General features: G+C 48.5%; 13 protein-coding genes. 2 read left to right on the top strand and 11 right to left on the bottom strand.

The window, feature by feature from the left end; translation table 11 throughout:
• Positions 1–136: 136 nt before the first annotated feature.
• Positions 137–484, bottom strand: coding sequence for a hypothetical protein (locus OXN25_06315; protein MDE0424462.1), 348 nt, complete (start codon positions 482–484; stop codon positions 137–139).
• 68 nt (positions 485–552) lie between these two features.
• Here OXN25_06315 and OXN25_06310 point away from each other — a divergent pair, with 68 nt between their 5' ends.
• Both OXN25_06310 and OXN25_06305 read left to right on the top strand, forming a co-directional pair.
• Positions 553–777: a hypothetical protein gene (locus OXN25_06310; GenBank protein MDE0424461.1), complete on the top strand. Its 225-nt coding sequence runs from the start codon at positions 553–555 to the stop codon at positions 775–777.
• A gap of 326 nt (positions 778–1,103) precedes the next feature.
• Positions 1,104–1,736 carry a hypothetical protein gene (locus OXN25_06305; protein MDE0424460.1) on the top strand — a complete coding sequence of 211 codons (633 nt, stop codon included), beginning with the start codon at positions 1,104–1,106 and terminating at the stop codon, positions 1,734–1,736.
• A gap of 86 nt (positions 1,737–1,822) precedes the next feature.
• On the opposite strand, the gene uvrA is transcribed toward OXN25_06305, so the two are convergent.
• The 10 genes from uvrA to OXN25_06255 form a co-directional block, all read right to left on the bottom strand.
• Positions 1,823–7,576 (bottom strand): excinuclease ABC subunit UvrA, encoded by a 5,754-nt coding sequence (gene uvrA / locus OXN25_06300; GenBank protein MDE0424459.1) that lies wholly within the window; start codon positions 7,574–7,576, stop codon positions 1,823–1,825.
• Between the two features lie 66 nt (positions 7,577–7,642).
• Positions 7,643–8,560 (bottom strand): GTPase Era, encoded by a 918-nt coding sequence (gene era, locus OXN25_06295; protein MDE0424458.1) that lies wholly within the window; start codon positions 8,558–8,560, stop codon positions 7,643–7,645.
• A 115-nt stretch (positions 8,561–8,675) separates the two neighbouring features.
• Positions 8,676–9,002 (bottom strand): hypothetical protein, encoded by a 327-nt coding sequence (locus OXN25_06290; protein ID MDE0424457.1) that lies wholly within the window; start codon positions 9,000–9,002, stop codon positions 8,676–8,678.
• Positions 8,986–9,201 carry a DUF433 domain-containing protein gene (locus OXN25_06285; protein ID MDE0424456.1) on the bottom strand — a complete coding sequence of 72 codons (216 nt, stop codon included), beginning with the start codon at positions 9,199–9,201 and terminating at the stop codon, positions 8,986–8,988. The genes OXN25_06290 and OXN25_06285 overlap by 17 nt, the downstream gene beginning before the upstream one ends.
• Positions 9,202–9,234: 33 nt before the next feature.
• Entirely contained in the window at positions 9,235–9,849 is a 615-nt protein-coding gene (locus tag OXN25_06280; GenBank protein MDE0424455.1) for a HEAT repeat domain-containing protein, read from the bottom strand.
• Positions 9,850–9,948: 99 nt separating this feature from the next.
• Positions 9,949–10,158, bottom strand: coding sequence for a hypothetical protein (locus tag OXN25_06275; protein ID MDE0424454.1), 210 nt, complete (start codon positions 10,156–10,158; stop codon positions 9,949–9,951).
• A 156-nt stretch (positions 10,159–10,314) separates the two neighbouring features.
• Positions 10,315–11,508: a tryptophan synthase subunit beta gene (gene trpB / locus OXN25_06270; protein MDE0424453.1), complete on the bottom strand. Its 1,194-nt coding sequence runs from the start codon at positions 11,506–11,508 to the stop codon at positions 10,315–10,317.
• A gap of 47 nt (positions 11,509–11,555) precedes the next feature.
• The gene (locus OXN25_06265; GenBank protein ID MDE0424452.1) at positions 11,556–12,572 is read right to left on the bottom strand and encodes a C-terminal binding protein; all 1,017 of its coding nucleotides are present in this window, start codon (positions 12,570–12,572) and stop codon (positions 11,556–11,558) included.
• A 167-nt stretch (positions 12,573–12,739) separates the two neighbouring features.
• Positions 12,740–14,122: an FAD-binding protein gene (locus OXN25_06260; protein ID MDE0424451.1), complete on the bottom strand. Its 1,383-nt coding sequence runs from the start codon at positions 14,120–14,122 to the stop codon at positions 12,740–12,742.
• A gap of 557 nt (positions 14,123–14,679) precedes the next feature.
• Positions 14,680–14,965: hypothetical protein (locus OXN25_06255; protein ID MDE0424450.1), on the bottom strand; the 286-nt coding region annotated here is incomplete at its 5' end.

Raw genomic sequence — 14,965 nt, 5'->3', positions numbered from 1 at the left:
CAGACTGCGAGGAAGCACAGGTTTCCCCACGCTTTAGCGTGTGGGTACCGTTGACATTTTAATTTGAATTATTATAGAAATTGACTTGTTATAACCATAGTTTGTGGTACAAGAAACCAAAACTTGACACTTTGTGCTACAAAAGGTTCGTCTGAAGAATTGCATGGACTACACATTCCAACATATCTTGATGTTCGTCACATTCAGTGTCGTCACGATCGTAGGGCTGCTCTTGATCGTTGTGCTGGTTCGGCTCTTTGAAGTCCTTGGACTCTTGCGCGATATACTCAGACGTATAATGTTCCGCCGCAGCTCTATAACAGATACGCTCACACAGATCCGTTTGTTTTGTTTGAAGTACAGCAGAGACCCCGAAGAATAGAACTTTGTCCAATACCTCGCACGCTAATTCAACGTGTGAAAAGTTGACCTTGCTATCGCTTGTCTGCCCGCCGAGCGGGATGTTGGGGATTATTGACTGCATAACTCTCGCTTTGTAGGTTATGCGAGGCTCCAAAAACAACCTGTTTTTGCATATTGAAATGAGATCAGATGTCAGTGAATTTGAAAACTATTAAAGAAGAGTTGTTAGACCCTATAGATAGGGATCTTCGCGAAATAGCAGATGCTATTGTCACATCGGATGGCACATGTTCAGATTATCTGGAGTCCCAAATTCAGCAACTTGACGAGTTACTGGATAGATACAATGCAGCTGTTGCTCTGCTCAAAGATGTCAGTAAGCAGAATAATATTGAGGCTATCTCCGTACGCTGATTCAACGAACGGCGAGTTAGGATTCCTTTCTGTTGCTCGTGCGTTCGCCAAGCGGTCCATCGGAGCTTACTTTCATTGCTCGCTTTGCAGGTTGTGCGAACTCCTTGAAAACAACCTGTTTTTCCGTGGAAGACAGTCGTCAATGCAGTGAAACAAACTCAGGGCACAAATGTTTATTTTTACTGAGGTGTACTGTTCAGAAGGCTGTTGGCCTCGCGACCAACTGACAAACTTGAAACCCAAGACTTTCCTGACATCTATCCGGAACTCGCGTAGACACTTATTCCTATATTGCAAGTATTCTCCTCGGAAACACAGAACGTAATATGGGAAACATTATCTGTGGAGACACAGCAATAAGGTATTTATCCTCTTGGCACCAACGCTCTAAAGAATTTATGATGCTACGTGATCGCATAAAGCAAGCCGTTACCAACTACTTATCGACGCTGCCGTTCTCAGACAAAGATACCCTGAGAGATCTGCCGCTTCGAATCGGCGTTCCCGGGGTTAGCGGTGTTGCGGATTATGTGGTTTGTGATACCAACTATTTCATTGTTATTGTCGTCTGTAAAGTACCTAACACGAAACGTGCTGTGTTAGAGGCTCGTGAACATCTGAAATGTATACTCTCTGCGACTGACACGCAGTTCGGTATCATTGCGACGAGTACTGATCCGGATAGCTGGTTTTTTTCCGAGAACCGCCGCAATAATTGGTTCGTCGAGATCCCACGAGCGAGTTTAGAAAGTCGGGTGGCACATTGGCATCCTGATATGCGTCAAACCGCGTCGATACTGAATCTACGAGAGGCAATAGGGAAATGGAAAAATCTATCAGAGCAGCAACTCAAAGAGCTTCGGAGGTGGCGATGGACCGCCATTGGCTTAGGAGTAGGCTTCCTTGGTGTCAGCTTAGTGTTTATCTGGTATATTCTCAAGTCAAGTGCCCCGTTCTAAAGGGCGAGGCTTGTAAAGGTATCTGACCGCTAATCATACAGAACAGCAATAGTCCCGATTTAACGAGGACAATCTCTTGATCACGCCTACAGCACCTCGCGTAGGAAGCGGGCAGTGTGGGATTCCTGAACCTTCGCAACCGCCTCTGGTGTCCCGATTGCCACGACTTCTCCACCGTCTTTGCTGCCCTCCGGCCCCAAGTCGATGATCCAGTCAGCCGATTTGATAACGTCGATATTGTGTTCAACAGCGATAATCGTATTGCCGGCATCGACGAGTCGGTTCAGTACCTTGAGAAGTTTTTGGATGTCGTCAAAGTGGAGACCTGTCGTCGGTTCATCCATGATATAGAGCGTTGAACCCGTCTGACGACGCGCCAACTCTTTCGCAAGTTTCACGCGTTGTGCCTCGCCACCGGAGAGGGTCGTTGCCGATTGCCCTAATTGAATATAGCCCAACCCAACATCTGTCAACATCTGGAGCGTCCGGCAGATCCGCGAATTTTCACTGAAGAACGCGAGTGCCTCATCTACCGTCATATCCAAGACTTCAGCAATATTTTTCCCTTTATAACGAATCTCAAGCGTATCAGGACTGTAGCCTGTGCTATTACACGCCTCACACGGCATCCATACATCCGGGAGGAAGTGCATCTCGACGCGGTTAAAACGGTGTCCCTCACAGACATGACACTGTCCAGCGGAGAGGTTAAAACTGAAGGAACCTCTGGTGAATCCACGCATTTTTGCGTCGTGTTGTTCCGCGAAGAGTTCACGGATCTTCGTGAATAGGTCGGTATAGGTTGCTGGGTTGGAGCGCGGGGTTTCGCCGATCGCTTTCTGGTCTACATTGATGAGACGTTTGATCTGACTAACCCCTCGGATGCTCTTATACTCCGGCAAGCCGTAGTCGTTATAAATCGGTTCTCGGTGACCGTCCGCCATATAGTAGCCGTACCGTTGATCTCTCGGTTCACTCGTTCTGATGGAGCGGCGACTTTCGAGAGCCGGTTTCAGCGTACCTTCAACGAGCGAGCTCTTTCCGCATCCCGAAACGCCGGTTACACAGGTAAGCGTCCCGAATGGAATCTTTACATTGATGTCCTTGAGGTTGTTCGTTTTCGCGCCATATATTGCCAATTGTTTCCTTGTGCCTTTGCGACGCGTTTTCGGCACCGGAATCTCTACTTCGTTGGAGAGATAGGCGCGCGTCAAAGATTTCGCGGACGATTTTTGGTCAGTATCTTGTATCGGAGTAGCACCATTCGTGAAGGTATCCGGTGTACCGACAGCAATAATTTCGCCGCCACTTTTGCCCGCTTGGGGACCGAAGTCTATCACATGGTCAGAGGCTAATATTGTGTCGCGGTCGTGTTCAACAACGAGAACGCTATTCCCGATGTTGCGAAGTTCTTTAAGTGCAGAGATAAGACGTTCTTGATCGCGTGGGTGTAAGCCGATGCTCGGTTCGTCGAGGATATAGGTTACACCTGTGAGACCGCTACCGAGTTGGCTTGCGAGTTGGATTCTACGCATTTCACCCCCGGAAAGCGTGGGAGCACCGCGGTCGAGTGCGAGATAGCCGAGACCGATGTCTTCCAGAAATTGGAGTCGGGTCTGGATTTGGCTCAGGACTTCGGCTTCAAACTCAGGTGAAGTATGGACGTGAAGTGCCGGATGCGTCGCTCTTGATGTTGACACGCCAGTTGCAATCAATAGGTCGCTCCGACTGGCTTCCGCATCATTAGAAGCGATCTCCGTTTCAATCTGTTTCAAGCGTGCATTGAAAAATTCAATGATTTCCGTAATTGATAACTCCATCAGTTCAGCAATGGTTGTTTCCTCGAACTTGACGCTGCTTGGAAACGGTTTCAAGCGTGTACCGTCGCATTGGTTACAAGCATCATAAGGTGGATGGATGTTCCGTCCGCGTCCATCACAAAAGTCACAAGCGCCTATTTTGTTGTTAAAGGAAAAATGTCGTGGTGTCAGTTGCCCGAAGTTGTTACCACAAGAAGGACACATCGCATGTTCACTGAAGAAGTGTCGTGCTGGTGTTTCGCTGCGTATGTTCTTTTCAATAAGCACGAACCCGCCGCTTTGGAGGAGTGCCAACTCGATCGCTTCCATGAAACGGCTCTTTTCTTCATTGACGAGCTCGACGCGGTCAATAACGATAGAGATTTCGTGGCGAATACCTCGGCTTAGTGTGGGTGCCTCGTCGAGTCGATGGACCTCACCATCAATTTGGACGCGGACGAATCCGGCTCTTTGCAAGCGTCGGAAGACATCAGCATAATCCTCATGTCCCTTGATACCGTAAGCGGATTCATTGGCGTTGATGTCAATAATCTTGCCTCTTAACGCCCCTGTTTCACTGCTGGGAACAAGCATAAAGTTTGTGAGCGGCGCGAGGACATCGACCCGCTGTTCAGGAACAAGTTCAAATATCCTATCTGTTATCTCTTCGGCAGTCTGTGGGCGGACGACTTCAAAGCAATCGGGACAATAAGGCTTGCCCCATCTGGCATAAAGGGTGCGGAGTCCATCATGTATTTCTGTAATTGTTGCTACCGTTGAACGCGGGTTTTGACCTGCGTTTGCATGCGAGATTGCGATGGCAGGTGAGAGTCCCTCAATTTTTGAGACTTTCGGCTTTTCCATCTGTCCTATAAACTGGCGTGCATACGTGCTAAGCGTTTCGATATAGCGACGTTGTCCCTCAGCATAGATCGTATCAAGCGCGAGGGATGTCTTTCCAGAGCCGCTGACACCGGTCAATGCCGTCATTTTTCGATGTGGGATATCGATATCAATGTTTTTGAGGTTATTTTCCGTGGCACCTTGTACTGCAATTGCTGTACGTGTTTCTTGCTCCTGTCCAAAGGCGTATGCAAGTTCGGGTTCCATGAGCCGTTGCTTTGCCTCGCGCCAAATGTCAAAATCACCGCGAAGTGCCTGTCCGGTGTAAGATTCGGGTATCTCCGCGATCTCTTCAGGCGTACCTACGGCGACGATAGCACCGCCACCAACCCCACCTTCTGGTCCTAAGTCGATAATGTAATCTGCGGAATTGATAACCTCAAGGTTATGCTCTACGACGACGACAGTATTGCCATCGTCTACGAGTCGATGAAGGATGGTCAAGAGTTTATTTACATCGTCAAAATGCAATCCGGTTGTGGGTTCATCAAGGATATAAAGCGTCTTACCCGTTCCGCGTTTAGAGAGTTCCCTTGAGAGTTTAATGCGCTGTGCTTCACCTCCGGAAAGCGTGGGTGCGGGCTGTCCGAGTTTAATATAATCCAGGCCAACATCGTGAAGAAGTTGTAACCCTCTTGCGACCCTCGGAATATCGGCGAAATGTGTCAGCGCAGTATCAATGTCCATCTCAAGGACTTCAGCAATATTTTTTCCCTTATATTGAATAGCAAGCGTTTCACTGTTGAAACGTTTTCCCTCGCATACCTCGCACTCGACCCAGACATCAGAGAGGAGTCCCATATCAACTTTTTTCGCACCGTTGCCGTTGCAGGCTTCACATCTACCGCCGCTGACATTGAAACTGAACCGTCCGGGTTTGTAGCCTCGCAGTTTTGCGTCTGGCAAACCGGCGTAGAGAGACCGAATGGCATCAAAGACCTTTGTATAGGTTGCAGCATTAGAACGCGGTGTCCGTCCGATGGGTGCCATGTTGATGTTAATGATCTTGTCAATAACATCAGAGACTGGCACGTCTTTATCCTTAACAACACCTTGGATTTTATCGTACGCTCCTGGGACAGTCTTTGCCTTCATCAGATCGCGGGCGAGGGCATTGTAAAGAATGTCGTGAATTAAGGAACTCTTTCCAGAACCGCTGACACCTGTCACACAGCAGAGGGTGCCGAGCGGTATTTTCGGATTAATGCCTTTGAGATTATTTTGGCGTGCATTACAGACTTGTACCCACCTATCGTCTGTCGGACGGCGTGATTCGGGTTGGACGATCACCTTATCGCCTCGGAGATATTGGGCGGTGAGTGTGTTGCTCTCTTTCACGAATTGTGCCGGTGTTCCCATATCTGTCACTTTTCCGCCCTTAATACCCGCCCCGGGTCCGAAATCCACTATCCAGTCGGCGACGAGCATGGTTGCCTCGTCGTGTTCAACGACGATGACGGTGTTACCTTGGTTCCGTAAATTGAGGAGCGTTGTGAGAAGTCCGGCATGGTCGCGCGGATGTAAGCCGATGCTCGGTTCATCGAGAACATAGGTAACATCGCGTAGCCCCGCGCCTACCTGACTGGCGAGTCGGATCCGCTGCGCTTCACCACCCGAGAGCGTTGGAGCAGAGCGTGCAAGCGTCAAATACCCCAATCCGACATCCATAAGGAAGCCAAGCCGTCCACGAATCTCCTTTAAAAGTTCTTCCGCGATAAATGCCTCGCGTTCTGGGAGTGTCAACTCGTTGAAAAATTGGGTCGCTCCTTGAATAGACATCTCCAGAATATGGGTTATAGGTGTATCGTCTATTGTTACGGCTTTTATCCACGAGTTAAGTCGGGTTCCCTCACAAGTGCGGCACGGCATCTTTACGAAATAGTCCGGAAAATCATCTGCGTCGGTTTCATCATCGTTTTCAAAGCGATATTTCTGTTCTTCCGCTGTAATGATACCGTGGAAGCGGGCACGATACCGCCGTCGTTGTTTCCGTTTTTTGCTTGTGTTTGTGCCGGTTGTGGTGATGGTAAGGATGTCGTCCCCGGTGCCATAGAGGACAGCGTGCTGTTGCTCTGATGTGAGATCCTTCCACGGTGTTGTGATGTCAAATCCGAGGTGTTTCGCGAGTGCTTCCATTATGGATCTTTCTGTGGTACGATCTCGTTTGTTGAGAGGTCCCCACAAACTGATAACACCTTCTGTGATGGAGAGTGTATCGTCTGCGATAATTAATTTTGGTAAAATCCCCATCTGTGTTCCTAAGCCTCTACAGTCTTCACACATGCCATCAGGATTGTTGAAAGAGAAATGGCGTGGTTCTGGTTTCACGAAGCTAATCCGACAGTGCGAACAGGTATAATCTTCGCTAAACAGTAGGTCATCCTCTTCTGACATGAATGGGGAGTTCTCACCTTCAGTAGGAACGATTTGGACGAGCATACTGCCATCTCCACGCAAGAGCGCAGTATTTACGGCTTGGGCAACACGAGGTTCAATCCCGTCTTTAATGATAATCCTATCAACAACGAGGTCGATGTCGTGACGTTGGTTGCGACTGAGTGCGAAACCTGGGCGAAGTTCGTGTATTTCGCCATCAACCCGTAACCGCGCAAAGCCCGCGCTTCGGAGATCTTCAATCTCTTTTTCATGGGCACCGCGGGAACCTCTGAAGATCGGTGCTAAAATAATGAGTCTTGTACGTTGCGGATAGTTAAGCAGTGTTTCGGTAATGTCTGAGGCGGTTTGTGAACCGACTTCGCTTCCACATTCAGGACAGTGGAATTGTCCGACACGGGCATAGAGGACCCGCAGATAGTCGTAAATCTCGGTCACGGTAGCGACCGTGGAGCGCGGGTTATGTCCCGTTGAACCCTGACTGATAGCGATAGAGGGGGATAAGCCGACGATTTCATCTACGTCCGGCTTTCCGAGCTGCCCCAGAAATTGCCGAGCATACGCAGATAAAGACTCGATATATCGTCGTTGTCCTTCGGCGTAGACGGTGTCAATTGCCAATGAAGATTTGCCGGAACCACTAACACCCGTGAAAACGATGAGCTTATCTTTGGGCAGTTGAATGTCGATGTTTCTTAGGTTGTGTTCTCGTGCGCCTTGGACATGAATTGACTCTTCTATCATTGCATGGTACCCAATAGTTATTTGAATTGTAATTTTCGCGGTTTGGAATGTATTTTTGGAAGGATATTAAATATCCATGAAACCGCCTAATTCTTTGATCTGACGTGCGTCTTTGCGCCAGGCGGCTTTGACTGTTACGTAGGTTTCCAAGAAGACGCGTGCATCTAAGAATTTTTCAATGTCGGTTCGTGCAAGTTCACCCACCCGTTTAATCAGTTTACCACCTTTACCGATAATAATTTGTTTCTGGGTCTGCCGTTCTGCGTAGACGATAGCGCGGATATAGATAATCTCGCCTGATTTTTTGCTCTGACGTTTTTCAAATTCTTCAATCACCACAGCGGAGGCATAAGGGACCTCACGTTGCGTTAGGAGCATAATCTTCTCACGAACGGTTTCGGCGATGAAAAACCGTTCGGGAAGATCGCTGAGTTGATCTTCTGGGAAGTAAAGAGGTCCCAACGGTAGATAGTTTTCAATCTGCTCAAGGAGAACTGGAACGCCGTCAGCAGTGAGTGCGGAGATGGGGATCATCTGCGCAAATTCAAATTTTTGGCTGTAATCTTCAAAAATAGGAAGTAGGTTCGGTTTTGCGACGAGGTCTACCTTGTTCAGAACGAGGATTGCTGTCGATTTGGTGCGCTGGAGGCGTTTTAAGATTCTGTCTTCGATTTCTGGATCCCGACGGTTGGCATCCACAACGAAAAGCACAACGTCTGCATCCCCTAAAGCCCCATACGCCGTACGGACCATTTCGCTCTGTAGACGGTATTTCGGGTTCATTAATCCGGGGGTATCAACAAAAATAATTTGATGAGTGTCGGTAGTAAGAATCCCACGGATCTGGTTGCGGGTTGTCTGTGGTTTCGGGGTGACGATGGCTAACTTCTGCCCCAAGAGGGTATTGAGCAGCGTAGATTTACCAACGTTCGGTGCGCCGATGATGCTAACGTAACCGGATTTGAAGTTTTGATTTTCGTGCATAATTTTTTGAAGGTAATGTTATTTTCTGATATGTTGCGGAAATGAGACTAATATCTATTATATCAAACTTGCTTTATAAAAATCAAAGCAAACCACTGGAAAGTCAGGAATGTTTTTAAGTGCCCACGGTCAGGATTTCACCTTTCTTGAGGGTTTTCAGTATAGTGTTAACTTGAGGAATCAGCGGCGCGAGATCTTCTTCGCGGTTGCTGTTAGCTGTCAACAAGATAATACCTATCTGAATTGCCTCCAAGTTTTGTTGATACGGAATGCTGCCATCCATTGTGATGAAAGCATCAAATTCATCTGCTATCGCCATGTAGAGGAGTTCTCCATTCGTTTTTCCTCGCCAGCCTTTGTAGCTAACTGTGACAACTTCAACTGAATCCTCGAAAAGTCGCCGTAATGTGTGAGGTAAATTCTCATCAAGCAACACGCGCATCCACAGTCTCCATGGCGAGTCTCAAGTAAGCAACTGCTTGCTCACGAGAGACTGTCGGGAAGTGGTCAAGGAATTTGTTGAGTGAATCTCCTGCAACAAGATGTTGAATTAAACTTTCGACGGGAACGCGTGTACCAGCAAAAACTAAAGTACCATTCATGATGCTTGGATTTTGGGAAACAATTTGTTCTTTCTTCATACCACATTTTCTCCAATCTATATTGTTTCGGTTTTATGCATTCTGTTCCTCAATTTGATGCAACGCTTCACTGATGTAGCGACGGACCCATTCGCTATCGGTGCTTTCCGCTAATGCGTTAAGGGCAGAGATGGCTTGCGGATTGCCGATTCTACCTAAGGCGACGATGGCAGCAGAACAAACGCCTCTGTCGGTATCCGTTATGCTGTTTATGAGTGCTTCTATTATCTCTACGGGTGGTGTTGAGAATCTATCTTCACTGAGTCCTAATTCGCCGAGGGCGACGGCGGCGGCGCAGCGCATATCGGCTTCTTCGTCTTGTAGAAATGGTATGATGACATCAACAGCGCGGGCATCGCCGATATGTCCGAGGGAGGAAATAGCAAAACGTCGGACAGTCGAGTTGTTATCGTCTAAGGCGTTAATGAGGGGCGCGACAGCATGGACATCGCCAACGCCACCTAACCCTTCAGCCGCATAAGCACGCATTTCCGCCGATTCTGACTTCAGTTTTCGCAGGAGCAGATATGTTGGGATATACCGCCAATTCCGAAAGAGTCCGTCTCGGTGTAAAAGCCGTCTGATGAATTTGTTGGCTTTTTGCTTTAGGGACGGACTTGGACCGGAGGCTACGGTCTCGCGGGTCATGGTGTCACCTCGCTTGCATCGTTTCGTGATAACTGGTTAGGATTTAATCAGCCTCTCATATTCGTCATATTTCCAGAAGCGCGGTATTGTTCTGTGCACCTAAAGATCCTCAAGATTCTTAAGTGTCCCTTTTTCCTTCGCTTCCAGGACCTCATCAATTAAAAAATCCAATTTTCCAGCATCTGAATCCGCTGCGATCTGCTGGTCCCATTCGTCCCACTCTAACTCATTAAACCATTGTTTCAATTGGCGGTAATCGGTTTCAGAAAGAGCCAGAATCTCTTCTTGGATTTTCGCAATGCTTGTCACTGTGTTTTCCTTCCTTCTAATGTTCCCTTGCAGATGGGACTTAAAGGCTAAACGACAAAATTATAACATATATCATAGTCAAATAACAAGTCGCTTTTGACCCAACCCTGTGTTGCCTCGATTAGGAAATGGAGGCAACTCCCATAGTTTCTACTGCTAAAGTTTGATACCTAATTCATTTGCGATGGTGTAGACATCCTTATCGCCGCGACCGGAGAGACAGACAACAATGATCTTATCCTTACCGAGTTTAGGGGCGAGTTCTCGAAGGTAAGCGAGGGCGTGTGCGGATTCTAATGCCGGAATGATACCCTCTGTTTCCGACAGCAACTGGAATCCTTCTACTGCTTCTGCATCGGTGATTGGAACGTATTCGGCTCTGCCGCTTTCACGGTAATAACTGTGTTCCGGTCCAACACCGGGATAGTCTAACCCGGCAGAGATTGAGTGTGCAGGCGTTATCTGACCGTCGTCTTCTTGCAGTAGGTAGCACTTTGCACCGTGAAAAACACCGACACTCCCTGCAGTGAGAGGCGCGGCGTGTCGTCCGCTACGGATGCTTTCGCCTGCGGCTTCTACGCCGATAAGTTGAACGGATGCGTCGGCGTAGAACGGATAGAACATACCCAGTGAGTTGCTCCCACCACCCACACAAGCGACGACGGAATCTGGTAAAGTGCCTTCTTCCTCTAAAATCTGTGCTCTCGCTTCTTGACCGATGACGGCTTGAAAGTCTCGGACGATCATCGGGTATGGATGCGCGCCGACCACTGAACCGAGGAGCATGTAGGTTGTACGGACATTCGTGACCCAATCACGGAAACAGGCGTTGATTGCATCTTTCAGAGTTCGTGACCCAGAAGTAACCGGTACCACTTTTGTTCCCATCAACTGCATGCGGAAGACGTTGAGTGCCTGACGTTCTATGTCTTCTTCACCCATGTAGACTTCGCATTCCATATCAAACTTTGCGGCGACGGTGGCTGTTGCGACACCGTGTTGTCCGGCACCCGTCTCAGCGATAATGCGTTTTTTGCCCATCCAGCGTGCGAGAAGGATTTGTCCAATTGCGCTGTTGATTTTGTGTGCACCTGTGTGGTTAAGGTCTTCCCGTTTGAGATATATTTTTGCACCGCCGAGGGTCTCTGTCAGATGTTCGGCATAATAGAGTGGGTTGGGGCGTCCAACGTATTCACGGAGGTAGTACTGAAATTCTTCCTGGAAGTCTGCATTATCTTTGAGTTTCATGTATGCGTCTTCGAGTTCCAGAAGGGCGGGCATGAGTGTTTCGGGGACGTATCTGCCGCCGAATTGTCCAAAGTGTCCTGTTGCGTCAGGGAGTTGTTGCATTGTGATTCTCCAATTTCTATTGTGATTTATATTTTTTTAAAACGTGTCTATGAAGTCGTTTTTATCAGTGATGTTGCGCGGAGGTTGGGTTGTTCCAGCACCGATGGGTTCACAACGGATTCTGGCAGTTTTCCTGTTAGTACTTCCACAACGCACGTCGCAGCAGCAACCTCAAGATCAAGAATCGATTCCTCCGAGATAAAAGCGGCATGCGGTGTGACGATGGCATTCTCAAGTGTGAGTAGTTCTTCGTTTTCTTCAGGCGGTTCTGTTTCCAAGACATCCAACCCCGCACCGGCAATTTCAGCGTTACGAAGCGCAGCGGTAAGTGCAGTTGTGTCTACGATGCCCCCGCGCGCCGTGTTGATTAGGTAGGCTGTCGATTTCATCGCCCGAAACTCAGCGTAACTAAACATATATCGTGTCTCTGGGGTCAGGGGTGTGTGGATTGTGATAAAGTCAGACGTTGCGAGGAGTTCTGGAAACGCGACCTTTTGTGCGCCGTGCTCCTGAATTAACGCAGGATCGGTACGTGGAGAACAGATATTGACTGTTAGTCCAAACCCTTTCGCTTTTGGCACAATGGATCGCGCAATCCGTCCAAATCCGACGACACCGAGCGTCTTGCCTCGGAGTCTATACATTGCTGGTCCGATGTTCTGCTCCCATATACCGTCCCGGGTCGCCCGATTGAAACGTGAGACTTTTCGGGCGCACGCCAACAACAGTCCCATCGCATGGTCGGAGACTTCATCAATACAGTAGGCAGGGACGTTTGTGACAACGATACCGTGTTCCGTAGCGGTTTCCACGTCGATGTTGTCAAGTCCAATACCACATCGCCCAATAATTTGACATTTTTCAGCGGCGGCGATGACTGGCGCGCGAACGGGTTGCCAACAGGTGAGGATGCCGTCCATCATCGGCGCGAGCGGTAAGAGTTCCGCCTCGTCTCCCGTCTCCGCAGCGATGAGTTCTGCCCCGATCTCAGCCAATACCTGCCGTTCGGGTTCAATGGAGGGCCATGCGTAATCGGTTATGAGAATTTTCCAGTCGTTTTGCATATTTTTATTTTCCGTGCGCCGTTCGGAACATGCTTACAAGAAAACGTAAATGCCACAAACTGACAGTTTGTGCTACAAAAGGTGCCGTTGAGAACATGCTTACCAGAAAACAAACGCTGTGCCGAAAAAATAAAGGAACTCCTCAATAAGTGCCGTTGAGAACATGCTTACCAGAAAACCTTACCCGGGTTCATTAAATTCTGTGGATCTAAAGCGTGTTTGATGGCACGCATTAAATTGACTGCCTCTCCGTGTTCTTTCTCCAAAGCGTTCCGTTTACCGACCCCGACCCCGTGTTCACCCGTACAAGTGCCGTCCATTTTTAGGGCGATGTCTACAATTTGATCGCTGAGGTGCTGCGCTTCTGCTAACTCGTCTTTGTTGTCGGGTTCAAGTGCGAAGACGACGTGAAAGTTTCCGTCTCCGACGTGTCCGAGCATCGTTGCGGGAAGACTTGATTGTTCAAGCAGCCCTTTTGTTTTGGCGATACATTCAGCGAGTCGCGTGATCGGAACGCAAGCATCGGTGACATAACCGACGGAACCCGGACGACGGCTGAGTGCTGCGTAGTAGCTATCGTATCGGGCTTGCCAGAGTTTTTTACGTTCGTTTTCATCGGTTGCCCATCGGAAGTCGCCGCTACCGTATGCCGCTGCGATTTTCCCGGCAATCTCCGAACTCTCCGCGACCGTGTTCTCGGATCCGTGAAACTCAAAAAACAGCGTCGGTGCGACTTCATAAGCTAACCCTGCGTATTTGTTGACGGCATCCATCTGAAGTTCATCTAAAAGTTCGATGCGGGCAATACTTATGCCAGTATCCATCAACTTGATAACGGTGTCCACTGCTGCAGCGACACTTGGAAACGCACAGACAGCCGCCGCGACTGCTTCGGGCAGCCGTGTCAATTTAAGCGTAATTTCCGTAATAATCCCCAATGTTCCCTCTGAACCGATAAAGAGACGCGTAAGGTCGTAGCCTGCAGCAGATTTCCGCGCCCTACTTCCGGTATGGACGATGGTACCGTCAGCAGTGACAACAGTCAAGCCGAGAACGTTATCGAGCATCGTGCCGTATCGAACGGCACTCGTACCAGAGGCACGTGTTGCGACCATCCCCCCTAACGAGGCATCTGCTCCCGGATCAACGGAGAAGTGGAGTTGTGTACCCATCTCTGCGAGGTGTGTGTTCAATTGCAGCCGTGTCACACCTGCTTCGACGGTCGCATCTCTATCGTCCTTGCTAACGCGGAGAATGCGATTCATCTCGTTGAGTGCGATACAGAGACTGCCTTCCATTGCGACAACGGCACCTTCGACCCCGGTTCCAGTGCCGTAAGGAATAATTGGTATTTTATATTTTGCACAGATTTTGACGATTTCGGCGACTTCAGCATTCGTTTTCGGAAAAACGACAGCCTCTGGCAGCGCGCCTCGGTGATAAGAGGCATCGCGTGCGTGCGCGTCTCGGACAGTGTTATCTGTGCTGAAACGTGTTCCGAGCAAGCCACTAAGTTCTTTATGCGAGTGTTTTGAGTCGTGTCGGTTCATGCTATGGGTATTTTAGCACAATTTGTAGTTGATGGCAAGCGAAATAGCGTTATGAGACAGAACTATTATCTACGGAATTTCATAGTATTCATAGTATTCATAGTAACGTTTTGAACATTGTGTCTTTAAAACCCTCATGAAGCAAGGTGTGACGTGGGTTTGTCGAGTGTGTATGAAAAGGTTGTTTTTTGGCTGTTACTATGAATCTGAATTTTTCATCTCTCGGAATTATCCTTGTAACGCCACGGGTGGCGTGGGTTTAGACGGATTTCTCCTTTTAGGGGTTTTGGGAGGGTTACTATGAAAGTGGTGTGTATCTGTGTAAAAACAGATGTGAATATAGTTTTAACTTAACGGTATATTTTTGAGCGATCCGCCTTAAAAATGTTACACTGGTGTAACATTTTGTGTCCAGCGTGTAACGTTAGAGAACCCAGTGTCTGTAAGGGTTTGTTGGTGTTTCATTCCCGAATTTTTGTTGTAAAAAAAATAATTTGGCTGAAAGTGTAACATTTTTGAGTTAGCGGTCAGCGGTCAGGGCGTTCTGCTCTCAGCAGTCAATTGTGAGAGTTTATTTCCATCAATTTTTCGCGAGCCAATATTTCAAAAACCGGCATGACTCTTTCGACGAGTTCGTCATGTCGTCCGGACAAATGGTCGTGTGCACTTTGGAGAGCTTTCTGTTCTGTGGTGAGCGCATCGACCGCGGATCGGAGGGTTGCGTTTTCCTCTGTCAGAGTTTTGTGTTCCTGCTGCAAGGTGCTGTATCGACGGTCTGCTGCACTCTGAAAGGTTTTAAATTCCTCTAAGAGTGCGTTGTGTTGCACTTGAAGCGCACTATGG

The organism is Candidatus Poribacteria bacterium (assembly GCA_028820845.1).
In the GTDB taxonomy this organism is placed as follows: domain Bacteria; phylum Poribacteria; class WGA-4E; order WGA-4E; family WGA-3G; genus WGA-3G.
Note: the sequence above shows the minus strand (reverse complement) of the source record. Positions and strands in the feature narration are given on the sequence as shown.

Excerpts from the sequence above, each read along its gene's own strand:
- OXN25_06315 (MDE0424462.1), bottom strand. The coding sequence starts at position 484 with ATGCAGTCAATAATCCCCAACATCCCGCTCGGCGGGCAGACAAGCGAT.
- OXN25_06310 (MDE0424461.1), top strand. The coding sequence starts at position 553 with ATGTCAGTGAATTTGAAAACTATTAAAGAAGAGTTGTTAGACCCTATA.
- OXN25_06305 (MDE0424460.1), top strand. The coding sequence starts at position 1,104 with ATGGGAAACATTATCTGTGGAGACACAGCAATAAGGTATTTATCCTCT.
- uvrA (MDE0424459.1), bottom strand. The coding sequence starts at position 7,576 with ATGATAGAAGAGTCAATTCATGTCCAAGGCGCACGAGAACACAACCTA.
- era (MDE0424458.1), bottom strand. The coding sequence starts at position 8,560 with ATGCACGAAAATCAAAACTTCAAATCCGGTTACGTTAGCATCATCGGC.
- OXN25_06290 (MDE0424457.1), bottom strand. The coding sequence starts at position 9,002 with ATGCGCGTGTTGCTTGATGAGAATTTACCTCACACATTACGGCGACTT.
- OXN25_06285 (MDE0424456.1), bottom strand. The coding sequence starts at position 9,201 with ATGAAGAAAGAACAAATTGTTTCCCAAAATCCAAGCATCATGAATGGT.
- OXN25_06280 (MDE0424455.1), bottom strand. The coding sequence starts at position 9,849 with ATGACCCGCGAGACCGTAGCCTCCGGTCCAAGTCCGTCCCTAAAGCAA.
- trpB (MDE0424453.1), bottom strand. The coding sequence starts at position 11,508 with ATGCAACAACTCCCTGACGCAACAGGACACTTTGGACAATTCGGCGGC.
- OXN25_06265 (MDE0424452.1), bottom strand. The coding sequence starts at position 12,572 with ATGCAAAACGACTGGAAAATTCTCATAACCGATTACGCATGGCCCTCC.
- OXN25_06260 (MDE0424451.1), bottom strand. The coding sequence starts at position 14,122 with ATGAACCGACACGACTCAAAACACTCGCATAAAGAACTTAGTGGCTTG.